The sequence below is a fragment of the Burkholderia sp. JP2-270 genome (genome assembly GCF_003233675.1).
In the GTDB taxonomy this organism is placed as follows: domain Bacteria; phylum Pseudomonadota; class Gammaproteobacteria; order Burkholderiales; family Burkholderiaceae; genus Burkholderia; species Burkholderia pyrrocinia_C.
Genome location: NZ_CP029824.1, coordinates 1,738,476 through 1,765,475 on the forward strand (window position 1 = coordinate 1,738,476; position 27,000 = coordinate 1,765,475).

General features: G+C 66.2%; 25 protein-coding genes and 2 pseudogenes. 12 read left to right on the forward strand and 15 right to left on the reverse strand.

What is annotated here, in order from left to right; translation table 11 throughout:
- Positions 1 to 35: 35 nt before the first annotated feature.
- The 3 genes from DM992_RS08290 to DM992_RS08300 form a co-directional block, all read right to left on the reverse strand.
- Positions 36 to 1,217: a PLP-dependent aminotransferase family protein gene (locus DM992_RS08290; protein ID WP_111016387.1), complete on the reverse strand. Its 1,182-nt coding sequence runs from the start codon at positions 1,215 to 1,217 to the stop codon at positions 36 to 38.
- 152 nt (positions 1,218 to 1,369) lie between these two features.
- Complete coding sequence (locus DM992_RS08295) at positions 1,370 to 2,278, reverse strand: DMT family transporter (RefSeq protein WP_111016388.1); 909 nt, start codon at positions 2,276 to 2,278, stop codon at positions 1,370 to 1,372.
- A 46-nt stretch (positions 2,279 to 2,324) separates the two neighbouring features.
- The gene (locus tag DM992_RS08300; protein ID WP_111016389.1) at positions 2,325 to 3,017 is read right to left on the reverse strand and encodes a VOC family protein; all 693 of its coding nucleotides are present in this window, start codon (positions 3,015 to 3,017) and stop codon (positions 2,325 to 2,327) included.
- Between the two features lie 231 nt (positions 3,018 to 3,248).
- On the opposite strand from DM992_RS08300, the gene DM992_RS08305 reads away from it, so the two are divergent.
- The 4 genes from DM992_RS08305 to DM992_RS08320 all read left to right on the forward strand — a co-directional run bounded on the left by DM992_RS08305 (position 3,249) and on the right by DM992_RS08320 (position 7,844).
- Positions 3,249 to 4,706, forward strand: a complete 1,458-nt coding sequence (locus DM992_RS08305; protein WP_111016390.1) for a PLP-dependent aminotransferase family protein — start codon at positions 3,249 to 3,251, stop codon at positions 4,704 to 4,706.
- A gap of 158 nt (positions 4,707 to 4,864) precedes the next feature.
- Positions 4,865 to 6,763 (forward strand): molecular chaperone HtpG, encoded by a 1,899-nt coding sequence (gene htpG / locus DM992_RS08310; protein WP_111016391.1) that lies wholly within the window; start codon positions 4,865 to 4,867, stop codon positions 6,761 to 6,763.
- Positions 6,764 to 6,771: 8 nt separating this feature from the next.
- Positions 6,772 to 7,368: a chorismate lyase gene (locus DM992_RS08315; protein ID WP_111017862.1), complete on the forward strand. Its 597-nt coding sequence runs from the start codon at positions 6,772 to 6,774 to the stop codon at positions 7,366 to 7,368.
- Complete coding sequence (locus DM992_RS08320; RefSeq protein ID WP_111016392.1) at positions 7,368 to 7,844, forward strand: DNA-deoxyinosine glycosylase; 477 nt, start codon at positions 7,368 to 7,370, stop codon at positions 7,842 to 7,844. Before DM992_RS08315 ends, DM992_RS08320 begins: the two co-directional genes overlap by 1 nt.
- A gap of 155 nt (positions 7,845 to 7,999) precedes the next feature.
- Here DM992_RS08320 and DM992_RS08325 read toward each other — a convergent pair whose 3' ends face one another.
- Both DM992_RS08325 and DM992_RS08330 read right to left on the reverse strand, forming a co-directional pair.
- Positions 8,000 to 8,803: a hypothetical protein gene (locus DM992_RS08325; RefSeq protein WP_111016393.1), complete on the reverse strand. Its 804-nt coding sequence runs from the start codon at positions 8,801 to 8,803 to the stop codon at positions 8,000 to 8,002.
- A gap of 75 nt (positions 8,804 to 8,878) precedes the next feature.
- Positions 8,879 to 9,586, reverse strand: a pseudogene (locus DM992_RS08330) (mobilization protein).
- Positions 9,587 to 9,742: 156 nt separating this feature from the next.
- Here DM992_RS08330 and DM992_RS08335 point away from each other — a divergent pair.
- Positions 9,743 to 10,106 (forward strand): annotated as a pseudogene (locus DM992_RS08335) (DNA-deoxyinosine glycosylase); the annotation flags it as partial.
- Positions 10,107 to 10,136: 30 nt separating this feature from the next.
- On the opposite strand, the gene DM992_RS08340 reads toward DM992_RS08335, so the two are convergent.
- Positions 10,137 to 11,399: a glycosyltransferase family 87 protein gene (locus DM992_RS08340; RefSeq protein ID WP_111016394.1), complete on the reverse strand. Its 1,263-nt coding sequence runs from the start codon at positions 11,397 to 11,399 to the stop codon at positions 10,137 to 10,139.
- A gap of 625 nt (positions 11,400 to 12,024) precedes the next feature.
- Here DM992_RS08340 and DM992_RS08345 point away from each other — a divergent pair.
- From DM992_RS08345 to DM992_RS08355, 3 genes are all read left to right on the forward strand, one after another.
- A complete protein-coding gene (locus tag DM992_RS08345) occupies positions 12,025 to 12,942 on the forward strand; it encodes a spermidine synthase (RefSeq protein ID WP_111016395.1) in 918 nt (305 codons plus the stop codon).
- Between the two features lie 198 nt (positions 12,943 to 13,140).
- Positions 13,141 to 13,383, forward strand: a complete 243-nt coding sequence (locus DM992_RS08350) for a DUF3311 domain-containing protein (protein WP_111016396.1) — start codon at positions 13,141 to 13,143, stop codon at positions 13,381 to 13,383.
- Positions 13,380 to 14,930, forward strand: coding sequence for a sodium:solute symporter family protein (locus DM992_RS08355; protein ID WP_111016397.1), 1,551 nt, complete (start codon positions 13,380 to 13,382; stop codon positions 14,928 to 14,930). The genes DM992_RS08350 and DM992_RS08355 overlap by 4 nt, the downstream gene beginning before the upstream one ends.
- Before the next feature lie 88 nt (positions 14,931 to 15,018).
- On the opposite strand, the gene DM992_RS08360 is transcribed toward DM992_RS08355, so the two are convergent.
- The 5 genes from DM992_RS08360 to DM992_RS08380 form a co-directional block, all read right to left on the reverse strand.
- Positions 15,019 to 15,471 (reverse strand): VOC family protein, encoded by a 453-nt coding sequence (locus DM992_RS08360; RefSeq protein WP_072440943.1) that lies wholly within the window; start codon positions 15,469 to 15,471, stop codon positions 15,019 to 15,021.
- A 240-nt stretch (positions 15,472 to 15,711) separates the two neighbouring features.
- Positions 15,712 to 16,665, reverse strand: coding sequence for a transaldolase (gene tal / locus DM992_RS08365; RefSeq protein ID WP_111017863.1), 954 nt, complete (start codon positions 16,663 to 16,665; stop codon positions 15,712 to 15,714).
- A gap of 180 nt (positions 16,666 to 16,845) precedes the next feature.
- Positions 16,846 to 18,057, reverse strand: a complete 1,212-nt coding sequence (locus DM992_RS08370; RefSeq protein WP_111016398.1) for a benzoate/H(+) symporter BenE family transporter — start codon at positions 18,055 to 18,057, stop codon at positions 16,846 to 16,848.
- Between the two features lie 57 nt (positions 18,058 to 18,114).
- Positions 18,115 to 19,290: a VWA domain-containing protein gene (locus tag DM992_RS08375; protein WP_034184810.1), complete on the reverse strand. Its 1,176-nt coding sequence runs from the start codon at positions 19,288 to 19,290 to the stop codon at positions 18,115 to 18,117.
- 24 nt (positions 19,291 to 19,314) lie between these two features.
- The gene (locus DM992_RS08380; protein WP_034184811.1) at positions 19,315 to 20,157 is read right to left on the reverse strand and encodes a MoxR family ATPase; all 843 of its coding nucleotides are present in this window, start codon (positions 20,155 to 20,157) and stop codon (positions 19,315 to 19,317) included.
- Between the two features lie 245 nt (positions 20,158 to 20,402).
- On the opposite strand from DM992_RS08380, the gene DM992_RS08385 reads away from it, so the two are divergent.
- Positions 20,403 to 20,762 carry a cytochrome c gene (locus DM992_RS08385; RefSeq protein WP_011885616.1) on the forward strand — a complete coding sequence of 120 codons (360 nt, stop codon included), beginning with the start codon at positions 20,403 to 20,405 and terminating at the stop codon, positions 20,760 to 20,762.
- Between the two features lie 40 nt (positions 20,763 to 20,802).
- A complete protein-coding gene (locus DM992_RS08390) occupies positions 20,803 to 21,162 on the forward strand; it encodes a cytochrome c (RefSeq protein WP_034184812.1) in 360 nt (119 codons plus the stop codon).
- A 99-nt stretch (positions 21,163 to 21,261) separates the two neighbouring features.
- Here the strand turns inward: DM992_RS08390 and DM992_RS08395 are convergent, their stop codons facing one another.
- A complete protein-coding gene (locus tag DM992_RS08395) occupies positions 21,262 to 21,696 on the reverse strand; it encodes a DUF1841 family protein (protein WP_034184813.1) in 435 nt (144 codons plus the stop codon).
- Positions 21,697 to 21,985: 289 nt separating this feature from the next.
- Here DM992_RS08395 and DM992_RS08400 point away from each other — a divergent pair, with 289 nt between their 5' ends.
- Positions 21,986 to 22,915, forward strand: coding sequence for a DMT family transporter (locus tag DM992_RS08400; protein ID WP_111016399.1), 930 nt, complete (start codon positions 21,986 to 21,988; stop codon positions 22,913 to 22,915).
- Between the two features lie 90 nt (positions 22,916 to 23,005).
- Here the strand turns inward: DM992_RS08400 and nth are convergent, their stop codons facing one another.
- Positions 23,006 to 23,650: an endonuclease III gene (gene nth, locus DM992_RS08405; RefSeq protein ID WP_111016400.1), complete on the reverse strand. Its 645-nt coding sequence runs from the start codon at positions 23,648 to 23,650 to the stop codon at positions 23,006 to 23,008.
- Complete coding sequence (gene rsxB, locus DM992_RS08410; RefSeq protein WP_111016401.1) at positions 23,647 to 24,651, reverse strand: electron transport complex subunit RsxB; 1,005 nt, start codon at positions 24,649 to 24,651, stop codon at positions 23,647 to 23,649. The genes nth and rsxB overlap by 4 nt, the downstream gene beginning before the upstream one ends.
- A gap of 156 nt (positions 24,652 to 24,807) precedes the next feature.
- Between rsxB and DM992_RS08415 the strand changes: the two genes are divergently transcribed.
- Positions 24,808 to 25,440, forward strand: coding sequence for a TetR family transcriptional regulator (locus DM992_RS08415; RefSeq protein WP_111016403.1), 633 nt, complete (start codon positions 24,808 to 24,810; stop codon positions 25,438 to 25,440).
- A gap of 81 nt (positions 25,441 to 25,521) precedes the next feature.
- On the opposite strand, the gene phaZ is transcribed toward DM992_RS08415, so the two are convergent.
- Positions 25,522 to 27,000 carry a polyhydroxyalkanoate depolymerase gene (phaZ, locus tag DM992_RS08420; RefSeq protein WP_111016405.1) on the reverse strand — a complete coding sequence of 493 codons (1,479 nt, stop codon included), beginning with the start codon at positions 26,998 to 27,000 and terminating at the stop codon, positions 25,522 to 25,524.

The window sequence follows — 27,000 nt, forward strand, 5'->3', positions numbered from 1 at the left end:
TCCTCGTAGAGAGTCGTGACAGGAAAAGGGTGGGATCAGAGGCGCTCGCGCAGCAGCTTGCCGAGGCGAGCTACGCCTTCCTCGATCTTCTCGGGCGGCACCGTGACGAACGACAGGCGCAGCGTGTTCTGCTGGGCATTGTCCGCGAAGAACGGCGCGCCCGGCACGAAGGCGACGTGGTTGTCGACGGCCGCGGCGAGCAGCTTCATGCTGTCGATCTGCGCAGGCAGGTTCACCCAGATGAACATCCCGCCTTCCGGGCGGTTCCACGTGACGCCTTCCGGCATGTGGCGCGCGAGCGAGCCGAGCATCGCGTCGCATTGCGCGCTGTACAGCTCGCGGATCGTCGGGATGTGCTCGTCGAGGAAGCCGTCCTTGATCACTTCGTGCGCGATGCGCTGCGTCAGCGTTGGCGTGTGCAGGTCGGTGGCCTGCTTGGCCTGCACCAGCTTGAAGTGGAGTTCCTCGGGGGCAATGATGTAGCCGATCCGCAGGCCCGGTGCGAGCACCTTCGAGAACGTGCCGAGGTGCACGACGTGGTCGGGCGCCATCGACAGCATCGTCGGCAGCGGCTCGCCGCGGTAGTTCAGCGCGCCGTACGGATCGTCTTCCAGCACCGGGAACGGGCTCGTCTGCGCGAACGCGGCGAGCGCGCGGCGGCGCTCGACGGGCAGGCGGCGGCCGGTCGGGTTCTGGAAGTTCGGCTGCGCGTACAGGAGGCGAGCGCCTTGCGTGAGTTCGGGCGTGAGGCCTTCCGGCAGCAGGCCCTGCTCGTCGGTCGGCACCTGCACGTAACGCGGCTCGTACAGCGAGAACGACTGCAGCGCGCCGAGGTAGGTCGGCGTTTCGACGAGGATCGGGCTGCCCGGATCGACGAGTGCCTTGCCGAGCAGGTCAAGCGCCTGCTGCGAGCCGGTCGTGATCAGCACCTGCGACACGCGCACGCTGTAGCGCTCGGCGATCCACTCGCGCAGCGGCAGGTAGCCTTCGGTCGCGCTGTACTGGAGCGCGGCGGCCGGCGCGTCGCGCAGCACGCGGTCGGCGGCGGCGCGCATGCGCTCGGCCGGGAACGTCGCGGGGGCGGGCAGGCCGCCGGCGAACGAGATGACCTCGGGGCGTTCCGTGACCTTCAGGATCTCGCGGATCGCAGAGCTCGTCAGCTTGCGGGCGCGTTCGGAAAGCTGCCAGTGCGGCGGATGCAGGTCGCTCGGATTCATAGTCTCCTCGTTCGGATATCGTGGTCAGTCAAGAAAGGTCGTTCGGGCGGGTCGCTTCGACGCTGCCGGGTGGGTATGCGCGAGCGCGGTCGAGCCTTCGCGGCCGGGTGGGCACAACCGATCAGGCAAAACAGCCATTATGGCGCACCTGTTCAGCCGGCGCGAGCCGGTTGCGCGGCGGTGGCGACCGCCGAGCGGCGCCCGAGCACCACGGTGGCGATCACGGCGGCCGCGAACAGCCACGTCGACGGCGTGACCGTTTCGCCGAACAGCAGCGCGGAAAATGCAATCGTGAAGAAAATCTGCAGCAGCTGCACCTGGCCGACGCGCGCGATGCCGCCCATCGCGAGCCCCGCGTACCACGCGAAGAAACCGATGAATTGCGAAAAGAGGGTCACGTAGCCGAACGCGAGCCACGTGCGCAGCGCGAGCGGGCCCGGATGCGCGGCATGCTGCATCCACGCAAGCCAGCCGACCGGCAGCACGAGGAACGGCGCGGACACCACGAGCGCCCAGCAGATCACCTGCCAGCCGCCGATCTGGCGCGCGAGGCGCGCGCCTTCCGCATAGCCGAGCGCGCCGATGCCGACCGCGACGAGCATCAGCGCGTCGCCGGCCTGCACGGTGCCGCCGCCGTCGCGCAGCGCGAACGCGATCACGAGCGCGCTGCCGGCCACCGCGCTGGCCCAGAACGCCTTCGACGGCCGTTCGTGCGACAGCCATGCCGCATACAGCGCGACGAACAGCGGCTGCAGCCCGTTGACGACTGCGCCGTGCGAGGCCGGCACGGATTTCATCGCCCATGCGGAGAACACCGGATACGCGATGATCACGCCGGCCGACGTGATCGCGAGGCTTTTCAGCTGCGCGCGGGTCGGCAGCGGCTCGCGGCGCCACCACAGCAGCAGGCCGGCCGGCACGGCGGCGGCGAGCGCGCGGCCGAGCCCGTTGAGCAGCGGATTGAGTTCGGACACGACGATGCGCGTCATCGGCAGCGTCAGGCTGAAGATCATCACGCCGATCAGGCCGAGCAGCATGCCCCGGGTTTCGCGCGAATTCATGTCGAAGGTATCTCCGGATTGCAGGGTGGTTGTAATGGACGGACTTTCAGCGCAGCGTACGTGCGCCCTGCGGCGTATCGAATTCGGCGACCAGCACGGGCGGGCCGTCGCCGGTTTTCAGGTCGAGCAGGTGGGCTGCGCCGAGCCAGTCGAGCTGCTCGCGGATGACCTCCGCGCGCGGGTGGGCGCCGTTGAGCGACTTCAGCGCGACACCGTCGTTCGGCAGCGATTCGGCCGGGTGGTGCGGGCTGTCCCACTGGATCAGCGACGGCACGAGACCGTCGCCCGCGCCCTGCCATGCGGGGAACGCGCCGTCGTCGGGCACCGTGAGGCCCCAGCTCAGGTCGCCGCGCCGCATCGCGACGACGGGCGGGATGCGGGCCGGATACTGGCTCTGCCACAGCGCGAGCTGGCGCGGGCGGTCGACGCGCGCAACCCAGTGCGCGAGAAACGGGCCCTGCGCGAGCCGGGCGTGCATCGCCGGATCGTCGAGCGCGAACAGCCGCGTGCGCGGTGGCTCTGCATCGTCGTCCGGGGTGGGGGCATCGGGGTCGATCGCGATCACTTCGAGGTAGAGCCCGCCCCATGCGCCGAACAGCGCATTATGGGTCCGCATCAGCGGGTGACGGCCGCCGCCGGCCGGTTCGATGCCGAGCGCGTCGGCGACATGGCGCACGCCTTCGTCGAGCGTGCGCGCGGCGATCACGAGATGGTCGAGTGTCAGGGAACGGGCTGGCATGAACGTCGGTCGGGAAGCGAAAGTGTCATGGTAGGCGGGCGTTGCGCCGGGCGGTTGCCGGACCGGCCGGCGCACGGGCCGCGGATCAGGCCGGCCGGCGCGGCTCCAGGTGCGGCGGGGCCGGAACGGCGGCCGCACGGTCGCCATTCCGGTCAACTGTAATCGTCGGCACCGGCACAGTAACGGTACAATCGGCGCGATAGCCTTCGGTACAGTTGGAGTTGCCGCCCCATGTCCACCGTTCCACTCGCCCAGATTCCCGTGCCGCACGATACGGCCACGCTCACGCTCGTCGACCAGCTGGTCCAGTGGGCCCGGCGGCGCATCGACGAACGCGTGTTCCGTCCCGGCATGCGGATGCCGTCGATCCGCAAGCTCGCGCTCGACAAGAGCGTGTCGCGCTTTACCGTCGTCGAGGCGTACGAACGCCTCGTCGCGCAGGGTTACCTCGACTCGCGGCGCGGCTCCGGCTTCTACGTGCGCGAGCGCACGGCCGGCCCGCTGCCTGCCGACAACGTGGCGCGCAGGTCCGAAGCCGCGCCCGTGCACAACACGATTGACGTCGTCTGGCTGCTGCGCAACATGCTGCACACCGTCAGCCCGGAAAAGGGGCCCGGTCTCGGCTACCTGCCGGGCCGCTGGCTCGACGGCGAGCTGATCACCGGCGCGCTGCGCGCGCTCGGGCGCCAGTCCGGCGCGCAGATGCTCGGCTTCGGCACCGCGCAGGGTTTCCTGCCGCTGCGCCAGCAACTGCAGACGCGCCTCGCCGAAGTCGAGATCGGCGCGACGCCCGACCAGCTCGTGCTGGTATCGGGGATCACGCAGGCAATCGACCTGATATCGCGGATCTACGTGCGGCCGGGCGACGCGGTGATCGTCGGCGATCCCGCGTGGTTCCAGATGTTCGGCCGCTTCGCGTCGCAGGGCGCGCAGCTCGTCGGGATGCCGTACACGCCGGACGGCCCCGATCTCGACGCGCTCGAGACGCTCGTGCAGATGTGGCGGCCTAAGATGCTCGTGATCAACTCGGTGCTGCAGAACCCGACCGGCACGTCGCTGTCGGCCGCGCAGGCATTCAGGATCCTGAAGCTCGCGGAGGCATACGACTTTCTCGTCGTCGAGGACGACGTGTACGGCGACCTGTGCCCGCCGAGCTATCCGGCCACGCGGCTCGCGAGCCTCGACCAGCTGAAGCGCGTGATCTACCTCGGCAGCTATTCGAAGACGCTCGCGGCGAACCTGCGGGTCGGTTATGTCGCGTGCGCGCCGGAGATCGCGAAGGCGGTCACCGACCAGAAGATGCTGGTCGGGATGACGACGCCCGAGCTCAACGAGCGCGTGCTTTACAAGATCCTGACCGAAGGGCATTACCGGCGCCATGTCGAGCGGCTGCGTGCACGGCTCGACGGCGTGCGCGACAAGACCGCGCGGATGCTCGAGCGCACCGGGCTGGGGCTTTTCACGATGCCGGCGGCCGGGATGTTCCTGTGGGCCGACACGGGCGTCGATTCGGACGCGCTCGCGGCCGCCGCGCACGAAGCGGGGTTCCTGCTGACGCCCGGCAGCCTGTTTTCGCCGCAGCAGTCGCCGTCGACGTGGACGCGCTTCAACGTCGCGAACTGCGGCGATCCGGCGTTGCCGGGGTTTCTCGCGCGTTATATCGATTCGGCGGTGCGGCGGGCGTCGTGACGTGGTGCGGGCCGCCGGCCCTTGAAATCCCGCTGCCCGTCCCCAGATACGCGCGCAAGCCGCTGGCGCCGGGCGGTCGTCCTTCGCGGGCCTGCCGGCATCGCGCGCCGGGCGCCTGCGGCACACCATTCAAGTTCAAGTAAGAGGAAACAGCATCCATGGCACACGAAACGATGAGCTTTCAGGCAGAGGTCAAGCAACTCCTCCACCTGATGATTCATTCGCTCTACAGCAACAAGGAAATCTTCCTGCGCGAACTGGTGTCGAACGCGTCCGACGCGGCCGACAAGCTGCGTTTCGAGGGGCTCGCGGACAACGCGCTGTACGAGAACGATCCGAACCTGCGCATCCGCATCGGCTACGACAAGGCCGCGCGCACGATCACGATCGACGACAACGGCATCGGCATGAGCCGCGACGAGGCGATCGCGAACCTCGGCACGATCGCGCGTTCGGGCACCAAGGAATTCTTCACGAAACTCTCCGGCGACCAGCAGAAGGACGCGGCGCTGATCGGCCAGTTCGGCGTCGGCTTCTACTCGGGCTTCATCGTCGCGGACAAAATCACCGTCGAGACGCGCCGCGCGGGCCTGCCGGCGAACGAAGCCGTGCGCTGGGAAAGCGCGGGCGAGGGCGATTTCACGATCGACGCGATCGAGCGCGCGCAGCGCGGCACGACGATCACGCTGCACCTGCGCGAAGGCGAGGACGAGCTGCTGTCGTCGCACCGCCTGAAGTCGATCATCCAGAAGTATTCCGACCACATCGCGCTGCCGATCCTGATGCAGAAGGAAGAATGGGATCAGGAAAAGGGCGAGATGGTCCTGAAGGACGAGGACGAGACCGTCAACCAGGCGAGCGCGCTGTGGACGCGTTCGAAGAGCGACGTCACCGACGAGCAGTACACGCAGTTCTACCAGCACGTCGCGCACGACCATCAGGATCCGCTCACGTGGACGCACAACCGCGTCGAGGGCCGCAGCGAATACACGCAACTGCTGTTCGTGCCGTCGCACGCGCCGTTCGACCTGTGGAACCGCGACTATCGCGGCGGCCTGAAGCTGTACGTGAAGCGCGTGTTCATCATGGACGACGCCGAGCAGCTGCTGCCGCAGTACCTGCGCTTCGTGAAGGGCGTCGTCGATTCGGCCGACCTGCCGCTGAACGTGTCGCGCGAGATCCTGCAGGAAAGCCGCGACGTTAAGGCGATCCGCGAAGGCGTGACGAAGCGCGCGCTGTCGATGCTCGAAGAGCTCGCGAACGCGGAAGAGGATGCCGGCAAGGAAAAGTACAAGACGTTCTGGGGCGCGTTCGGCCAGGTGCTGAAGGAAGGCCTCGGCGAGGATCACGCGAACCGCGAGCGCATCGCGAAGCTGCTGCGCTTCGCATCGACGCACGGCGACACCGACGCGCAGGACGTGTCGCTCGCCGACTACGTATCGCGCATGAAGCCCGAGCAGAGCAAGATCTACTACGTGACGGCCGATACGTGGCAGGCCGCGAAGAACAGCCCGCATCTCGAAGTGTTCCGCAAGAAGGGCGTCGAGGTGCTGCTGCTGACCGACCGCGTCGACGAATGGATGCTGTCGTTCCTCAACGAGTTCGACGGCAAGCCGCTCGCGAGCGTCGCGCGCGGCGACCTCGATCTCGGCGAACTGAACGACGAAGAGAAGAAGGCGCAGGAACAAGCGGGCGAGGCGATCAAGCCCGTCGTCGAGAAGATGAAGGAAGCGCTCGGCGACAAGGTGAAGGAAGTGCGCGTCACGTTCCGCCTGACCGATTCGCCGTCGTGCCTCGTCGCGGACGACAACGACATGAGCGGCTACCTGCAGCGGATGCTGAAGGCGGCCGGCCAGAACGCGCCGGCGATGCAGCCGATCCTCGAGATCAACCCCGAGCATGCGCTCGTGAAGCAGTTGAACGCCGACAGCGCCGATTTCGGCGACTGGTGCCATCTGCTGTTCGACCAGGCGCTGCTGGCCGAAGGCGGCATGCTCGACGATCCGGCGAGCTTCGTGAAGCGGACCAACGCGCTGCTGCTGTCGCGCGCCGCGTGAACGCACGCATGCGATTCGACGGCGGTCAGGCCGGCTGGCGCGAGACGCCGCGGCCTGGCTGCACGCTCGACCAGCGCGACTGGCTGACGCGCGGCGGATCGCTGACCGCGCATCTCGCGCGGCTCGGCCGCGTGAACGTGCGCGTGACGCGCGAGGCCGTCGACGGTCCGTGGTTCGACGAGCCCGACGCGCTGGCCAGTTCGCCGCGCGCACCGATGTGGGTGCGCGAGGTGCTCCTGTCGGTCGACGGAACGCCGTACGTCGCTGCGCACAGCATCGCGCCGCTCGCCGCAAGCAAGGGCGTGTGGCAGGCAATGCGGCGGCTGCGCACGCGGCCGCTGGCGGAGCTGCTGTACAGCGATCCGCAGGTCGAGCGCTCGGCGCTCGTCAGCCGGCGCGTGATTGCCGGCCATCCGCTGTATGCGCTCGCGAGCCATGCGCTGCAGGGCGCGCGCGCGCCGCATGCGTTCGTGGCGCGGCGCTCGGTGTTCCAGCGTCACGGCAAACCGTTGATGGTCACCGAGTGCATGCTGCCGGCGCTGTGGCTTCATCTCGACGTGCACGGCGACGGGCCGCGCTCGGGTGGCCAGGACGGAGGCGCGTGATGCTGCAGGGCTTCGGGCCGGTGGTCGGGCCGCATACGCATACGATGATCCTCGGCAGCTTTCCGGGCGAGGCGTCGCTCGATGCCGCGCAGTATTACGCGCATCCGCGCAACCAGTTCTGGAAGCTTTTGGGTGTCGTGCTCGATGAACCCGAATTGCATGAGCTTGCGTATGAAGCGAGGCTCGAACGCGTGTTGAAACACGGCATCGGTATCTGGGACGTGCTCGCCGCGTGCCATCGCGAAGGCAGTCTCGATTCGGCGATCCGTAACGCGAAACCGAACGACTTCGATGCATTGCGCGAGCATGTGCCGCGGCTGAAGAGGGTGTGCTTCAACGGGAAGACGGCGGGGCGGTTTGCCGACGTGATCCGTGCCGCAGGTTACGAAACGCTCGTATTGCCTTCTTCGAGTCCGGCCCATGCGGCGCTTTCGTTCGATCAAAAGCTGTCGCTCTGGCGAGAGATTCTTTCCTGAGGTCGGCTTCTCAAAGCGAGGGGCACCGGATGATGCGTCGCGAACCTTCAGTGCCGTTCGACTTCTCCGCGCCGAACGGCCGGTTGCGAAATCGAAAGGAGCGGCAACAGACAAGCCGAACCTGATGCTACCGCGCCGCAACTCGACTCCACGGGTCAGGGCTTCACATCGCCTTGCCTGGCGCCCATGGCCGCGGCAATGCGACTTTGCGCAGCGACGAGTTGGTCATCGGTGGTCGCCACCAGCCACAGACGTGCGTGCTCCTCGAGCCGACGATTGTGGTCCTTCAATGGACCCATTGCGGCAGCGGCCTTCCAGACCACCGGGCCGATTCGGCTACTCCTGCCCGACGGCGCGCCTACCAGCAGGCAGTAAGGTCCCAGCGGAAGCGATACGAACGGAAGTGCCGGACTGGCGATCACGCGCCAGTCGATGAAGGGGGTATCGCTGATCAGCAGCGGCGTGGGCAAGCCGTAGAGCACACTGAAATCGTACAGCGCCAGCTGCTCTCTCATGCCGACGTAGATTCGCCGGATGTCGTCGACAACCGCCGCGCGGATCTCGTCCTCGAACATGGGTTCCTGCGCGTAGCGGGCAAATGCCTTTCGAGCCTCCCGCTGATACGCGCTGAACAGGCCGATCTCCACGCAGTCCTGCACTGCGCGCTGAACCTCCGCTACGGAACCGGCTTCCTCTGGCGTGCCCAGCTGCGCAGCCCGCAAAAAGCGGGCAAGTCCCGACTCGTGGATCGCAGGACCATCCGCGGATGCATCGTCGTCAGCGTTCTTACCCAGGGGCACGTAGACATATTTCTCGGCAGCGAAATGCGATTTCTTGCCTTCATCGAACTTGATTTCGCCATCGACGCAGTCCAGATAGCGAGTCCCGATTCGGCCGTGCTCCCAAACCCAATTTTTCAGGAACGGGCGTAGTGGATGTTGTCTGTCGTGATCGGCCATTGAAACCTCCAGGTTTTCCAGTATGAGCCATTCCGGCAACTCGCCGTACACCCCGTACTGTCGCGAGGACCCGCGCTACAAGGCGAGCGTGCCCAGCTCCTCATAAGTACGATGCAGCCCGACCTTGACGCGCTGCCGCTCCAGCTCCAGCAAACCGAGCCCGGTGGCAGCGCGGTCGGGACGATTGACCGCCGCCCAGAAGCTCGCGCTTTGTCGATCGATCTTCTGCATCGTCGTATCGGGCAGGCGGCGCAGCGTAATCACGCTGGCGCCAAGGGCTTCGGCCCTCTCGCGTTCGCCGGATGCCTCCAGAATCTCGAAGCGATCACCGCGGACTTCATTCAGCACCAGCACCAGCACCAGCTTGATTCGTCCGCCGAATTCGTCGAGCCACTGCTGCAGCAGATCGACCGAATCGCGTTCAGTGTCCATCACGTGCCATTAGGTCAACGCGAGGCCGTGTTCCTCGGCAAAATCGAATACGTCCGAATCGTCGAGCCACCTGGCGAGCGACTGCCGCGTTTGGGCCGCGAGGTCGACCAGTATGCGCCTCTGCGGATCTTCGAGCGCCGATTCCATGACGGGATCGAGACTGTCATGCTGGTCGAGCACGGCAGGCGCGGCAAAATCGGCATAGAACCGCAGTAGCGCGCCGTGCGATCGGTCGGTGTCGAAGCCCATGAAGGGCATGCTCCGATCGATGAAATACTGGGCCAGCACGCGGGCGGCGAGCGATTTGCCGACACCGCCTTTTTCCCCGCCAATGAAGCGGATGTGACTCAGGCTTACGAAATCCCGCGTGATGGAGCAGGTATGGTCGGAGCGGATGTTGGCGGGCTTCGATGACGTTACGGCGCAGCAGGTCACGTCGAAAGAAAACGCGTGCGCGGCAGCAGCATGCTGTCCGATCAACGCCTGTGTCAAACTGAACAAAATAGCGACCAGTTCCGGCGGCTGCTCGGCACGGTGCTCGGCGAGCACGGGCTGCACGAGCTTATGTACGATGCGCGGCTCGAGCGCGTGCTGACGCACGGGGGGTATCTGGGACGTGCTGGCCGCGTGTCATCGCGAGGGCAGCCTCGATTCGGCGATCCACAATGCGGAGCCGAACGATTTCGATTCGTTAAGGGAGCATGCGCCGTTGCTGAAGCGCGTGTGCTTCAACGGCAAGACGGCAGGGCGGTTTGCGGACGTGATAGGCAGGGCAGGTTACGAAACGCTCGTGCTGCCTTCGTCGAGTCCGGCCAATGCGACGCTGTCGTTCGAGAAGAAGCTTGTGCAGTGGCGAGAGATACGCCTTTGACAGCGTTGCGCCCGGGGGAGGGGCGACGACCTAACGTGGTGTTTGCTGCGCAGCATTCAGGGTTCTTGCGGAATCCGAACGATGACGCGATGCGCGGTACAGAATCTGTATTAAAAAGAACGGCAACAGGACAGCGCCTGGTTGTCCTGCCGAGGGCTTGAAAACGAAGAAGAATGATAGCGCGGGAAGAAGCCACACCAACGCCATGACTGCATAGTCTGCGCGTCCGAGTGCGTTTGTTTTTTGGTCGTAATTGCACAGATAAACAATGGCGAGAAGCAACCACGCGAGATCATAGTAGACGAGGTAGGGTTGGGTGAGCAGCGTCGCAATGATTGCCGCAGCCGAGCATAGATCGGAATGTTTCCTCCGCACCCATAAAACAGAAGTTGCAAGGACTGCCGGTATGGCGATTGCTGCCTGAATTGCAAATGCAGTTGGCAGGCTTGTGCCCAGCCGTCGTGAAACGGCAAACGGGGTTGGCATCGCGTTCCAAATTCCGCCTGCGTTGTTCGCCAATATCAAGTGGCTGAACCACGATAGCGTGTGAAAAAAACGGGCCCACAGTGGCAATCCGAACACCAAAACGCTGACCGCGCAGAAGAGCGTGGCCGTGACTGCCATTGCGCAAATTGCCCGGAAATGTCCGCCGCAAATGAAGAGCAAAGGGAAAAGGAGCGCCAATTGCGGTTTGATGACGAGCATTCCGGCGCATATGCCCGCGATGATCGGTCGTCGCTCAAGCAGCCCTAGCGCGCCAGCCGCGAACGCCAAGGTGAGCAAGGAATTTTGGCCGCAGACCGTCACGACCCAGATACCCGGGAAGGCGATTAGCGTGATCCATGGCAGTGGACTGTTTTTCATCGCAGGTGCACAAGCCATCAACGCACATCCGATGCTGATGCAGACGAACAGACCGTACGATGCGATGTAGGGCAGCAGGGCCAGCGGATAAATCAGCAACTGGAAGGTCGGAGGATAAACCCAGGGCGCCGATATTTGCGCTGGCGAAAAATCCGGCAGCAGTCCAGCTTCCGCCGAAAATAGCTGGTGGAGATCAAAGGCTGCGAGCGGTCCGCTATGGAGGGAAACGAAAGACGCGCTCCAGAAAACCCGGAAGTCGATTCCTGGAGGAGGCACGCCAGGAATATGGAGAACCCAGCAGGAAAATGCCCAGATACCCAGCAAGATGAGTTGAAACAACAGAATGGCCGCGCTGTATAAGACGAGCCGCTCTTTGGAGGGCCGTCGCTGGCCACCTAGCGGTGCGTTGTCCGTCACTGTTTGAGCCATGACCGCTACGAGCCTCTCCCCGGATGTCGTTTCAGTTTGACATATGTCGGGCCGGCTGGAGGGGTTTTTATTGCAAGAAAGTAACTCATTGTTCATGTGCCCGGATATCGCATGCAAAGGGCACCCTGGTTTCCGAGGTTGTCGTATCAGCAGTCAAATTAGCCAAAACATCAATGAGTTCGGGCGATTGCCAGGCGCGGTGCTCGTCGAGTCCGGCGAATGCGATGCTGTCATTCGAACGGGGAAGCTTGTGCAGTGGCTGCGCTGCTGAACGACGCGGAAATGGAAAGCTGCGCGTGAAGGTAGTGCAGCCCGCCGTTGGTGGCCAACGCGAAGCTTTCGTAGTTCTGCTGTACGGTGCTGAGGTTGTTGACAGGCGCGGATCGATTACGGCGTATTTCCGGGGACGCAGGCTTGTTCGAACATGTTCGCAACGATTGCCGTACGCGAAGCCATCAGCCGGATGACGGGGCTATCGCCATGCGCTATCGGCCAATGTGCTTCTGGTGCTGCGACGCAGGCCATTGCGTCGGAACGGCGGACATGGGGCCTCCGAAGGGCCGCCACCCTGCACCAATGCTATCCTCTCGTCCGCTCATCCGGCATCACCCAAAGAGATTCAATCATGACCCGACTGATCAAGCGCGCGTCCGCCGAGGCGCGTGCGTTCAAGCAAGGCAAGCCGTCCTCCTACAACGGCTCCGAAAAACTCCAGCCGCCGCGCGTGAAGCGCCGCCCGGAAATCGACGAACACGACGACGTGCCCGTACTCGAAGCGCCGCGCAAGCCGCGCTTCGCACCCGTTACGTTCTCCGAAGAGGGCGGCGTGCGCTTCCTGCACTTCGGCACCGAGTGGGTGCAGGGCGCGATGCGGATTTCGAAGCCGCTGCATATCGAACTCGAATACGCACAGCAGATGATGGCGTGGCTGCTGTTCCTCGAAACGCCCGAGCGGATCGTCCAGCTCGGCCTCGGCACCGGCGCGTTGACCAAGTTCTCGCACCGCTTCCTGCCGCACGCGAAGGTCGAGGCCGTCGAGCTGAACCCGGCTGTGATCGTCGCCGCGCGCACGATGTTCGCGCTGCCGTCCGACGACGCGCGCCTTGCCGTACATGAAGCCGATGCCTGGGATTTCGTCAACGATCCGGCCAACCGCGGCACGACGGGCGCGATCCAGATCGACCTGTACGACGCGACCGCGCGCGGCCCGGTGCTCGACAGCGTCGCGTTCTACCGCGCGGTGCGCGGCTGCCTCGCCGACGCAGGCATCGCGACGATCAACCTGTTCGGCGATCATCCGAGCTTCGTGCGCAACATGAAGCACCTGAACGCGGCGTTCGATCATCGCGTGATCGCGCTGCCCGAGGTGCACGACGGCAACCGGATCGCGATCGCGTTCTCGGGCCCCGCGCTCGACGTGCCGTTCGCGCAGCTCGACGCACGCGCGAAGCTGATCGAGGACACGCTGAAGCTGCCCGCGCGCAAGTGGGTGAAAGCTTTGAAAGAAACGATCGGCGCACGCGATACCTCGTTCGCGATCTGACGCTTCACGCACCGGCGGCATGCCGGTGCAACCGCGCGACAAGGGGCGGATCACCTCGGGTTCGCCCCCGCTTGACCGCGTGCTCGCGGCTCCTATACTGGCGCGAAGCCAGCGGAGCCGCAGCCTGCCCGTTTTGCCGCTCCTCTCGCTGCCGTACCCGCTCACAAGATCGATAACCGGGAAAGATGAGGAGACGTCATGGCTCACGATGCCGACGCCAACCGGGCCGCCAAGCGCTGGCTCTGGCTGCTGGTGCTGCCGTTGATCGCGATGGTCTGGGTGCCGTCGTACAACAAGATCGACCCGCAATGGTTCGGTTTTCCGTTCTTCTACTGGTACCAGCTGCTGTGGGTCTTCATTAGCGCGGCGATCACCGCGTTCGTGTACTTCAAGACCAGGAACGCGTGGAAGGCGAGCGGCCCGCAGGGAGGTGCGCGATGAATCTCGGCGCAACCTTCGTCTTCGTCCTGCTGTTCATCGGCGTCACGATCATCGGTTTCCTGGCCGCGAACTGGCGGCGCGGCGATCTCGCCCATCTCGACGAATGGGGCCTCGGCGGACGCCGCTTCGGCACGATCGTCACGTGGTTCCTGCTCGGCGGCGACCTCTACACCGCATATACGTTCGTCGCGGTGCCCGCGCTCGTGTTCGGCGCCGGCGCGATGGGCTTCTTCGCGCTGCCGTACACGATCCTGATCTATCCGTTCGCGTTCGTCGTGTTTCCGAAGCTGTGGAGCATCGCGAAGCGGCACGGTTACGTGACGGCCGCCGACTTCGTCAACGCGCGCTACGGCAGCCGGATGCTCGCACTCGCGATCGCGGTGACGGGCATCCTCGCGACGATGCCGTACATCGCGCTGCAGCTCGTCGGCATCGAAGTGGTGATCGGCGCGCTCGGTTTCGACACGACCGGCTTCGTCGGCGACCTGCCGCTGATCATCGCGTTCGCGATCCTCGCCGCGTACACGTACACGTCGGGGCTGCGCGCGCCCGCGATGATCGCGATCGTGAAGGACATCCTGATCTACATCACGATCGCCGCGGCGATCATCGTGATTCCCGCGAAGCTCGGCGGCTTCGGGCAGATCTTCGGTCACGTGCCGCCCGCGAAGCTGCTGCTGAAGGCGCCGGACGCGGCGAGCCTGAACGGCTACAGCGCGTACGTGACGCTCGCGATCGGCTCGGCGCTCGCGCTGTTCCTGTATCCGCACTCGGTCACGGCGATCCTGTCGTCGTCGTCGGGCAACTCGATCCGCCGCAACATGGCGATGCTGCCTGCGTATTCGTTCGTGCTCGGCCTGCTCGCGCTGCTCGGCTACATGGCGCTTGCGGCGGGCGTGAAGGACATGCCGCAGTACGCGCCGTACTTCAAGGCGTTCGGCCCGAACTTCGCGGTGCCCGCGCTGTTCCTCGAGTATTTCCCGTCGTGGTTCGTCGGCGTCGCGTTCGCGGCGATCGGCATCGGCGCGCTGGTGCCGGCGGCGATCATGTCGATCGCAGCCGCGAACCTGTACACGCGCAACATCCACCGCGAGTTCATCAACCGCAACATGACGCACGACCAGGAGACGCACGTCGCGAAGCTCACTTCGCTGATCGTGAAGGTCGGCGCGGTCGCGTTCATCCTCGGGCTGCCGCTGACCTACGCGATCCAGTTGCAGCTGCTCGGCGGGATCTGGATCATCCAGACGCTGCCCGCGATCGTGCTCGGCCTGTACACGCGGCTGCTCGACCATCGCGGCCTGCTGATCGGCTGGGCGGCCGGCATCGTGTGCGGCACGTGGATGGCAGTGTCGCTGAAGCTCGCGAGCTCGATCTTCACGATCCACCTGTTCGGCCTCGCGATTCCCGGCTACGCGGCCGTGTGGTCGCTGATCGTGAACCTCGTGGTGTCGATCGTGGTGAGCGTACTGGTGCGCGCGATGGGCATGGCGCATGCGGAGGATCGCACGCGGCCGGAGGATTATCTCGACGTCGTCGAAGGCTGACGCGGGCGGTGCGGCGGCCGCCTGCCGCGGGTCGCGCGACGCAACAACGAAAACGCCCGCCACCGTGAGGTGGCGGGCGTTTTTTAAGTCAGCCCTGCGCGCGTTTCGCGAGTTCCTCGCGCTGCGACAGATCCTCGACGTTGACCATCCAGTGCACGCCGAAACGGTCCTTCGCCATCCCGAAGCCGAGCGCCCAGAACGTCTTGCCGAACGGCATCGTCACTTCGCCGCCGTCGGCGAGCGCATCGAACAGCTTCTTGCCTTCCTCGACCGTCGCCGGGTTCAGCGACAACGAATAACCGGCGTGCGTGCCTGCCGGCTGGCTGCAGTCGCCGTCCGAGCACATGATCATCGAGTCGCCGATCGTGAAGCTCGCATGCATCACCTTGTCGGCCATCTCGGGCGTGATCGCGTGTTCGGGATTCGGCGGCGCATCCTTGAAGTGCATCTTGAACATCGTCTTCGCGCCGAGCGCCTTTTCGTAGAATCGAAGGGCTTCGTCTGCGCGGCCGTAGAACGTCAGGTACGGTTGGACTTGCATCGTTGTCTCCTGTGATGGGCCGGGCCCGCGCGTCGGCGCGGGTTCGGCGTCGGGCAAGATCGACTGGGAAAGGGCGCGTCGAGAGCCGGCCGGCGCACCCGTGACGTGGATTGTAGTGCGCGTGCTTGACGATGGAATGAAAAATAAAACGGCCGCGAACATGACGTTCGCGGCCGTTTGCGGCGCGCTTGCTGACGGCTGGTGTCAGTGTTGCTGACAGCCGCTGACGCCGGTCGCGGCTCAGCGCAGCGCGTCGATCAGCTTCTCGAGCTTCACCGCATCGGCGGCGAACACGCGGATGCCTTCGGCGAGTTTTTCGGTTGCCATCGCTTCGTCGTTCAGCTGGAAGCGGAACGATGCCTCGTCGATCGCCACGCGTTCGGACGGCTTGTCCTGCAGCGCTTCCGGCGACAGCTTGCGCGAAACCGTCTCGTTGCTGTCCTGCAGCTTCTGCAGCAAATCGGGACTGATCGTCAGCAGGTCGCAGCCGGCGAGTTCGATGATCTGGCTGGTCGTGCGGAAGCTCGCGCCCATCACTTCGGTGTTGTAGCCGAACGTCTTGTAGTACGTATAGATGCGGCGCACCGACTGCACGCCCGGATCGTTCGCACCGCCGTCCTTCGCTTCATCCCATTCCGCGCCGGCCTGCTTCTTGTACCAGTCGTAGATGCGGCCGACGAACGGCGAGATCAGTTGCGCGCCGGCTTCCGCGCACGCGGCCGCCTGCACGAGCGAGAAAAGCAGGGTCATGTTGCACTTGATCCCTTCCTTCTGCAGCACCTCGGCCGCGCGGATGCCTTCCCACGTCGACGCGAGCTTGATCAGGATGCGCTCGCGGCCGATGCCGGCTGCTTCGTACAGCTTGATTAATTCGTGCGCCTTGTCGATCGAGCGCTTTGCGTCGAACGACAGGCGCGCGTCGACCTCGGTCGATACGCGGCCCGGGATCAGCTTCAGGATCTCGGTGCCGAACGCGATCAGCAGGCGGTCGATGATGAAGTCGGCGCTTTCGTTGCGATGATCGCGGACGGTTTTCTCGAGGATCGGCTTGTACGCATCCTTCTGAACGGCCTTCAGGATCAGCGACGGGTTCGTGGTTGCGTCCTGCGGCTTGTATTGCGCAAGCTGCTGGAAGTCGCCCGTGTCGGCGACGACGGTCGTGTACTGCTTCAGCTGGTCGAGTGCGGTAGTCATGGCGATTCGGAAGAAGGGCGCGGGGCGCCGGGTTCTCACGGGCCGCGCGAGCGCGGCGGCGAAGCGAAGCGGCGCCGGGCGCCGCTTTCGATCCATCATTTTAGGCCCGATTCGTGTCGGGCACGTTTTGGCGTGCCCCGGGGCGGGCACGGCAACCGCCGCAGCGGGCGTCGAGCCGTGTCACGCCGGGCGTCGCGCGTTCAGGATCACCTGCGTGACGATCCCTGCGACGAGCCCCCAGAACGCCGAGCCGATCGACAGCAGCGTGAGGCCCGACGCGGTGACCATGAACGTGACGAGCGCGGCTTCGCGCTGCTTCATGTCCTGCATCGCGTTCGCGAGCCCGCTCATGATCGAGCCGAACAGCGCGAGCGCGGCGACCGACACGACGAGCGCCTTCGGCAGCGCCGCGAACAGCGCGGCGATCGTCGCGCCGAAGATCCCGGCGATCAGGTAGAACGTGCCGCACCACACGGCGGCCGTGTAGCGCTTTGCGTGATCCTCATGCGCTTCGGGGCCGGTGCAGATCGCGGCGGTGATCGCCGCGAGGTTCACGCCGTGCGAGCCGAACGGCGCGAGCAGCAGCGACGCGAGGCCGGTCGTCGCGATCAGCGGCGACGACGGCGTCGGGTAGCCGTCCGCGCGCAGCACCGCGATGCCCGGCACGTTCTGCGACGCCATCGCGACGACGAACAGCGGAATGCCGATGCTGACGATCGACGCGATCGAGAATGCGGGCATCGTGAACACGGGCTGCGCGAGCGCGATGTGGAACCGGCTGAAGTCGAGCAGCCCGAGGCCGCCGGCCACCGCCGTGCCGACGATCAGCGTCGTTACGATCGCATAGCGCGGCGCGAGCCGCTTGACGATCAGGTACGTGAAGAACATCGCGAGCACCAGCGCGGTCTGGAACTGCGCGGCGCGGAAGATCTCGATGCCGATCTCGAACAGGATGCCCGCGAGCAGCGCGGCGGCGATGCCGGCCGGAATCCGGCGCATCAGCGTGTCGAACAGGCCGCTCACGCCGATGGCTGTCAGCAGCAGAGCACACACGACGAACGCGCCGATCGCCTCGGCGTAGGGCACGCCGGGCAGCGACGCGATCAAGAGCGCGGCGCCGGGCGTCGACCACGCGACGACGACGGGCGCGCGAAAGCGCAGCGACAGGCCGATCGTCGTCAGCGCCATGCCGATCGACAGCGCCCAGATCCACGACGAGATCTGCGCATCGGTGAGGTGGGCGGCGCGGCCGGCCTGGAACATCAGCACGAGCGAACTCGTGTAGCCCGTCATCATCGCGACGAAGCCGGCGACGAGCGCCGAGACGGACGTGTCGGCGAAAAAGCGGCGGCCGCCGGCGCGGCCTGCGCTCGCGGTGGGCAAGGGGTTCATGCTATCTCCGGGAGGAGGCCGCGTGGACGCGGCCTTCGTGTCTGCTGGTTGGATTCGTTACTTGCTGAGTGCGCGCATCGCGGTTTCGAGGCCCGCGAGCGTGAGCGGATACATGCGATGGCCGAGCAGGTCGCGGATGACCGCGACCGACTGCCGGTATTCCCATAGCCGCTCGGGCTCGGGGTTCAGCCATGCATGATGGGGGAACTGGTCGGCGAGGCGGCGCAGCCACACGGCGCCGGCTTCCGGGTTGTTGTATTCGACCGAGCCGCCGGGCTGCAGCACTTCGTACGGGCTCATCGTCGCGTCGCCGACGAAGATCAGCTTGTAGTCGGGCGTGAACTTGTGCAGCACGTCCCACGTCGCGGTGCGCTCCGAGTGGCGGCGGCGGTTGTTCTTCCACAGGTGGTCGTACACGCAGTTGTGGAAGTAGAAGAATTCCAGGTGCTTGAATTCGGCCTTCGCGGCCGAGAACAGCTCTTCGGTGCGCTTGATGTGGTCGTCCATCGAGCCGCCGACGTCGAGCAGCATCAGCACCTTCACGTTGTTGTGGCGCTCGGGCACCATCCGCAGGTCGAGCCAGCCGGCGTTCGCGGCCGTGCTGCGGATCGTGCCGGGCAGGTCGAGTTCCTCGGCCGCGCCTTCGCGCGCGAAGCGGCGCAGCCGCCGCAGTGCGACCTTGATGTTGCGCGTGCCGATCTCGACCGAATCGTCGTAGTCGCGGTATGCGCGCGCTTCCCACACCTTCACCGCGGTGCGGTTGCCGTTCGACGGGCCGCCGATGCGCACGCCTTCCGGGTTGTAGCCGCCGTGCCCGAACGGCGACGTGCCGCCCGTGCCGATCCACTTGTTGCCGCCTTCGTGGCGCTCCTTCTGCTCGTCGAGCAGTTCCTTCAAGCGCTCCATCAGCTTGTCGAGCCCGCCCATCGCTTCGATCTGCGCCTTTTCCTCCGGCGACAGCTCGCGCTCGAGGCGCTTCTCGAGCCAGTCGAGCGGAATGTCGAACGCCTCGGACGGCAGCGCGGACACGCCGTGGAAATACGCGCCGAACGCCTGGTCGAACTTGTCGAAGTACTGCTCGTCCTTGACGAGCGTCATCCGCGCGAGGAAGTAGAACGCGTCGATCGACGGCGAGATCAGCCCGGCCTTCAGCGATTCGAGCAGCGTCAGGTATTCCTTCACCGAGACGGGCAGCTTGGCTGCGCGCAGCGCGTAGAAGAAATTGAGCAGCATGGCCGGGCCTTCGCGGGTGGGGGATTACCGGTTGTGCCGGTTCATGTAGACGAGCCGTTCGAGCAGGCTCAGGTCCTGCTCGTTCTTCAGCAGCGCGCCCGCGAGCGGCGGCACGATCTGCTTTGCGTCCGTGCCGCGCAGCGCGTCGGCCGGGAGGTTCTCGGCGAGCAGCAGCTTCAGCCAGTCGAGCAGTTCGGACGTCGACGGCTTCTTCTTCAGGCCCGACACGCCGCGCAATTCGAAGAAACTCTCGAGCGCCGCGCGCAGCAGCTCCTCGCGGATGTCGGGGAAGTGGACCGCGACGATCTTCTGCATCGTCGACGGGTCGGGAAACTGGATGTAGTGGAAGAAGCAGCGGCGCAGGAACGCGTCGGGCAGCTCCTTCTCGTTGTTCGACGTGATGATGACGAGCGGGCGGTGTTTCGCGCGTACCGTCTCGCGCGTCTCGTACACGTGGAATTCCATCCGGTCGAGCTCGCGCAGCAGGTCGTTCGGGAATTCGATGTCGGCCTTGTCGATCTCGTCGATCAGCAGCACGCTCGGGTGCTCGGCATCGAACGCCTGCCAAAGCACGCCCTTGACGATGTAGTTCGAGATGTCCTTCACGCGCTCGTCGCCGAGCTGCGAGTCGCGCAGCCGCGACACCGCGTCGTATTCGTACAGGCCCTGCTGCGCCTTCGTCGTCGACTTGATGTGCCACTGCAACAGCGGCATGTCGAGCGCGGCGGCCACTTCCTCGGCGAGCATGGTCTTGCCGGTGCCGGGCTCGCCCTTGATCAGCAGCGGGCGTTGCAGCGTCAGCGCGGCATTGACCGCGAGCTTCAGATCGTCGGTGGCGACGTAGTGCGAGGACCCTTCGAAACGCATGGCGGCGCTCTTCTTTCTCGGGAAAAAAACCCAGTATAAGTCAGAAGGGCTGTGCGGTTGGGCCGCGCCCGCGTATCGTAGCGGGGCTGTGGCGGGGCGGACCGGGGCGCCTGGTGGACGCGTTCCCCGCCGACGCGGTACAATCTGGCCGTTTTTTTTGGCCTGCGTGGCGATCCGATAAGCAAAACGGCGCGGGCCGTTGCCGCTTAGGCGCCAGTTTCCCCTCAAGCTAGGTTACAAGAGCTATGAACAAATTCGTCGGCAAACACGTCGTTGTCGCAGCGCTCGTGGCGCTCGCGGGCAGCGCGCAGGCGGCCGGTGTGGTCGGCAACCCGAAGGACGGGGCGAGCAAGGCCGCCATGTGCATCGGTTGCCACGGCATCCAGGACTACCGCGCGGCGTACCCGGAGGTCTACCGGGTGCCGGTCCTCGGCGGCCAGAACCAGCAATACCTCGAGAACGCGCTGAAGGCCTACCGCAAGAAGGATCGTCATTTCCCGTCGATGAACGCGATCGCCGGTTCGCTGACGGACCAGGACATCGCGGATCTGGCGGCCTACTACGCCGCCCAGAAGGCCGACACGAAGGACAATCCCTACAAGTAAAGCGCGCGCCGCCGATCTCTCCGGCGGGACAGGAGCATTCATGAACAACGCATTCAAGACGGCGGCGGTTGCACTGGCGGCCGGCCTCGCGATCGGTACCGCGCACGCAGCGGACACCACGAAGGGCAAGGAACTGGTCGAATCGCACAACTGCGCGGCCTGCCACGGCGCGCAGATGAACAAGCCGATCAACGCCGAATATCCGCGCCTCGCCGGCCAGCATGCCGACTACCTCGTGTGGGCGATGCGCCAGTACCAGATGGGCCTGACGAACCCGCTGATCGGCCGCAACAACGCGATCATGCAGGCGCAGGTGCAGAGCCTGTCGGTCAGCGACATGAAGGACATCGCGGCCTACATCGAATCGCTGAAAGAGACCGATCTCGTGTTCAAGAAGTAAGCGCGACGGGCCTGTCGGGCCCGCGCAGCAACAATACCCCGCCGAGGCGGGGTATTTTTTTGTCCGCGGCCCGGGGGCTGCGTGCGGGCGCCGCGGCGCTCAGTCGCGCGACGCGCGGCGCAGGATGCGCTGCAGGTACGCGTCGGTGTCGGGCGGCGTGTTGGTGCGCTGCGCCTCCCAGATCGTCTCGCCGAGGCATTCCATGATCGCGTGCTGCGCGTCGTGGGTCGAATCGAGTTTCGCCGCCAGCTTGTCGTGCGCGGCGCGGATGCCGGGCGGCTGGTCGATCGACAACTGCTCGCTGATCGCGAGGTGCATCGACAGGTGCAGGAACGGGTTCGTGCGGCCTTCCTCAGGCGTGTAGTTGCGCGCGGCCGCGCCGTCGGCATCGTCGAGTTCGGCGTGGTATTCGGGATGCTCGACGATCCAGTCGGCAGCCATCGCTTCCAGCGGCGTCAGGATCTCGCCCGCGCGCTGCTTGCGCCAGGTCTCGGTGAAAAAGCGACGCACTTCGTCGCGGCTTGGATTGAACATGGTGGGGGAACGTCGTGATTCGGGCGGCGTCATGCCGCGTCGCGCATTGTACGCCGGGCCGGCGGACGGCGCTGGAGACGATCCGGCGGCGGGCTGGCGCGGTTGGCGCGGCAGTGGTGGCGGGCGGCCTGCCGGTGCGGGTGCGAGCCGATGGCCGGTTGAACCCGCAGCCAGTTGCGGCCGCTCCGTACCGGGGCGGCGAAACGGGTAAGCGCGGGCTAGGCTTGCCGCCGCCGCGCCGCTAAACTCCGACGATTCCTTTCACCGCGCCGTTCTCATCCGTTCCGTCATGACCGCCACCTCCCGCTCATCGTCCGCCGCCCTGCAGGGCACGCTCTACGTCGCGCTGTCCGCCGCCGCGTTCGGCGCGATGGCGATCTTCGGCCGGTACGCATACGCGGCCGGCGTCGACGTGCTCGGGCTGCTGATCGTGCGCTTCGCGATCGGCGGCGCGGTGCTCTCCGCGATCGCGCGGCACCGCCGCGTCGCGTGGCCGCGCGGACGCGCGCTCGCGCCGCTCGTGGCGATGGGCGCGCTCGGCTACGTCGGCCAGTCGTTCTGCTATTTCAGCGCGCTGCAGCACGCGCAGGCGAGCCTCGTCGCGCTGCTGCTGTACCTGTATCCGGCGTTCGTCACGCTGCTGGCCGCGTGGTGGCTCGGCGAGCGCCTCACGCGCGCGAAGGCCGTCGCGCTCGTGCTGTGCGTCGCGGGTTCGGCGCTGATGGTCGGCGGCGGGCACGGTGAGCCGCTCGGGATCGCGCTCGCGCTGGCCGCCGCGGTGATCTATTCGCTGTACATCGTCGGCGGCACGAAGGCGACACGCGGCGTCGATCCGCTCGCGACCACCGCGATCATCTGCCTGTCGGCGACCGCGACGCTCGTGGCGATCGCCGTCGTGCGGACCGCGGCGTTCGGCGCACCGCCGCGCTGGCCCGCGACGGCCGGCGGCTGGGCGTCGATGCTCGCGATCGCGCTCGTCTCGACGGTCGCGGCAATGCTCGCGTTCTTCGCCGGGCTCGAGCGGCTCGGGGCCGCGCGCACGTCGATGCTGTCGACGCTCGAACCGGTCGTGACGGTCGCTCTCGCGGCGCTGCTGTTCGGTGAAGCGCTGTCGCCGCTGCAGTGGGCGGGCGGTGTCGCGATCCTTGCGGCCGTGCTGGCGCTCGTGCGCGCGGGCGGCGCGGCGGCCGACGATGCCACCGCGACGTCCAACGCGTAACCGGACAGGGGAAGGGGGTGTGCGCCGTGACGGAGCCCGCGTGGCGGGCTGCGCCGGACCGGCGCGGTGCGACTCTGCCGCGCCTGACGCTTATTCGTCGGGCGGCGGCGTCTTCGGCCTGAATTCGCACAGCGGCTCGATCGCGCAGTGCCAGCATTCGGGCTTGCGGGCCTTGCACACATAGCGTCCGTGCAGGATCAGCCAGTGATGCGCATCCTGCAGGAATTCCTTCGGCGTGAACTTCTCCAGCGCGGCCTCGACGGCCCGCACGTCCTTGCCCGGCGCGAGCCCCGTACGATTCGCGACACGGAAGATATGCGTGTCGACCGCGATCGTCGGCTGGCCGAACGCGGTGTTCAGTACGACGTTTGCGGTCTTGCGGCCGACGCCCGGCAGGCTTTCGAGCGCTTCGCGATCGGCCGGCACCTCGCCGTCGTAGCGGTCGAGCAGGATCCGGCACGTCGCGACCACGTTCTTCGCCTTGGTTCGGTAAAGACCGATCGTCTTGATGTACTCGGTGACGCCTTCCTCGCCAAGCGCGACGATTTGTCGCGGGGTGTTCGCGACCGGAAACATCTTCCGCATCGCCTTGTTGACCGACACGTCGGTCGCCTGCGCGGACAGCATCACGGCGATCAGCAGCTCGAACGGCGTCGTGTATTCGAGCTCGGTGGTCGGATGCGGATTGAGGCTCTGCAGCGTTTCGTAGATCGCGTGTCTCTTGCTGGCGTTCATGGCGCGTTCTGGTCGGGCGGTGCGGACGGGCCGTCTTGGCCGTCGTTGCCTGCATCGTGGTCGTCGCCGTCCGCCGCGGCGGCTTCGGCGTCGCGCTGCGCCTGCTGTTCGGCGAGCCGTTTGCGGCGGGCCTCGGCCGCGTCGATCTGCGCCTGGACGGCCGCGCTCACGCCTTCGGTGTTCTTCGGCCCGGCGCCTTGCCCGGAGAGTTCTTCCTTCTTCTTGCGCGCGCGCTCGAGCGCGGCGGCGATGATCGCGCGTTTCTTCGCGTCGGCATCGTCCGCGGCCGGCTCGGTTGCCGGCGTGCCCGGCTGCGCTGCGGGTCGCTCCGTGGCCGGCTTCGCAGCGCCGGCACTGGCCGCGCGGCGTGCGGCGGCGCGCGCTTCGGCGGCCTCGCGTTCGCGGCGCTGGCGGGCGAGCCGCAGGTCATGGCGTTCGCGCGCGGCATCGGCCTGTTCCTGCGACCACGCGTCCCAGCCCGTGCGATCGCCGGTCACGGGCAGCATCGCGATGCAGTCGACAGGGCATGGCGGCACGCACAGGTCGCAGCCCGTGCAGAGCGACTCGACGATCGTATGCATCTGCTTCGGTGCGCCGACGATCGCGTCGACCGGGCACGCCTGCATGCACAGCGTGCAGCCGATGCACAGGTTTTCGTCGATGAATGCGACGGCGCGCGGATGCTCGCTGCCGTTGACGGGGTTCAGCGGAATCACCGGCTTGCCGAGCAGGCCGGCGAGGCGCGCGATGCCTTCGGCGCCGCCGGGCGGACACTGGTTGTAGTTCGCATCGCCGGCGGCGATTGCCTCGGCATACGGGCGGCAGCCGTTATAGCCGCACTTCGTGCATTGCGTCTGGGGAAGCAGATCTTCGATGCGATCCGCGAGTGTTTTGGAGTCGGTCACGGTGACAACGGGCGCAGCGGCGCCGAATGGCTCTCGGCCGCACGGGGGGCGGCCGGAAAGGTTTGCCAAAGCTTGATTATCGCCGATTTCCCGCATTGCGCTGGACGCCGTCTGTGCGCATAATCGAACCGCTTTTTTGCAGGGGCTCAGCAGGAGGGCGGCCGCACGCGGCGCGCCCGTTCCACGGCGGCCGGCGCCGAGGCGGTGGGGGTGCCGGTCCGGATCACGCGGCTCACATAGCAAAACGCCACCATGAATCAGCCAAAAATCAAAAGAGATCCTGAAGGTACGCGCCGTCGCATCCTGATGGCGGCAGCCGAAGAGTTCGCAAGTGGAGGGCTGTTCGGCGCACGCGTCGACCAGATCGCGCGCCGTGCCGAAACCAACGAGCGCATGCTCTATTACTACTTCGGCAGCAAGGAGCAGCTGTTTACGGCCGTGCTCGAACACGCGTTCTCCGCGCTGACCGAGGCCGAGCGCGTGCTCGATCTCGACGGCGTCGCGCCGGTCGAAGCCGTCACGCGGCTCGCGCATTTCGTTTGGGACTACTACCGCGACCATCCGGAGCTGCTCCGGCTCATCAACAACGAGAACCTGCACGAAGCGCGCTACCTGCACAAGTCGACGCGGATCCGCGAGATGATGTCGCCGATCGTCGCAAAGCTCGGCAACGTGCTGATGCGCGGCCAGAAGGCCGGGCTGTTTCGCAGCGACGTCGATCCGCTGCGCTTCTACGTGACGCTGTCGGGGCTCGGTTACTACATCGTGTCGAACCGCTTCACGCTCGCTGCGACGCTCGGCCGTGACTTCACCGACGCCGACGAGCGCGCGGAAATGGTCCGGATGAACACCGAGGTGCTGCTCGCGTATCTGCTGCGGCGCTGACGCGCCGACCAGCGCCAGCCGGATGCAAAAACGCCGCCGTGCGCAGGCAACGGCGGCGTTTTTTCGTCGGAACGCCGTGCGTCAGGCGGCCTTGCGCGCGCGTACGGCTTTTGCACGCGGGCTGCTGCCGGCGCGCTCGCGCTTCGCGGCCGGTGCGGCCTTGGCGGGGGCAGCGGCCGTGACCGGTGCCTTCGCGCGCGTGCGCTTCGCCACGGTGGCCCGTGTCGTTTCGGCTTGCGCGTCGCCGGCCGGCACGGCCGCGAGCGTCGCGGCCGCCGGTGCGACGGGCTGCGCTTTCGTCGCGCCGGGCTTCGGTTCCGGCGCATGCTCGCGGATGAAGTCGCGCAGCTGCGGGTAGATGATCGTGCGCCAGCGGCGGCCCGAGAAGATCCCGTAGTGACCGCACTTCTCGGCGGTCAGGCTGCGGCGCTGGTCTTGCGGGATGCCCGTGCACAGCTCGTGCGCGACGTGCGTCTGGCCGCTGCCCGAGATGTCGTCGAGTTCGCCCTCGATCGTCATCAGCGCGGTGTGCCTGATGTCCTGCGGACGCACGCGCTCGCCTTCGACATCCCACGTGCCTTCGGCCAGCCGGAATTCCTGGAACACGACACGGATCGTCTCGAGGTAATACTCGGCGGCCATGTCGAGCACCGCGTTGTATTCGTCGTAGAAGCGGCGGTGCGCTTCGGCGTCGTCCTCGTCGCCGCGCAGCAGGCTCTGGTAGAAATCCCAGTGCGATTGCGCATGCCGTTCCGGGTTCATCGCGACGAAACCCGTGTGCTGCAGGAAGCCCGGATACACGTGGCGGCCTTCGCCCGGATAGTTCGCGGGCACCGTGTGGATCACGTTGTTCTCGAACCACGCGGTGGAGTGCTGCGTCGCGAGCGAGTTCACCGACGTCGGGCTGCGGCGTGCGTCGATCGGGCCGCCCATCATCGTCATCGTGAGCGGCGTGTCCTCGCCGCGGCTCGCCATCAGCGAGATCGCCGCGAGCACCGGCACCGTCGGCTGGCATACCGAGATCACGTGCAGGTTGCGCGCGCCGATGTGACGGATGAATTCCTGGATGTACGCGACGTAGTCGTGCAGGTGGAACGGGCCGGTCTCGACCGGCACCATCCGCGCGTCGATCCAGTCGGTGATGTAGACCTTGTGATCCTGCAGCAGCGTGCGCACCGTGTCGCGCAGCAGCGTCGAGTGGTGGCCCGACAGCGGCGCGCAGACCAGCACGACCGGCTCGTCCTTCAACTGCGTGACGGCGTCGGCGTCGTCCGAATAGCGCTTGAAACGCAGCAGCCGGCAGAACGGCTTCTCGACGATCGTCTGCTCGACGATCGGAATGTTGTGGCCGTCCTTGACGATCTGGTGAATGTTGAATTCGGGCTTCTCGTAATCCTTGCCGAGCCGGTACATCAGTTCGTACGCGGCGGCCATCCGCGTCGCGCCCGGCATCAGCGAGAACGGGCTGGACGGATTGGCGAACGACTTGGAGGCGGCCTGGGCCCAGGCCGTGAGCGGGCTCAGCATCGCCCGCTGGAATTCGTGCAGTTGGTAAAGCAT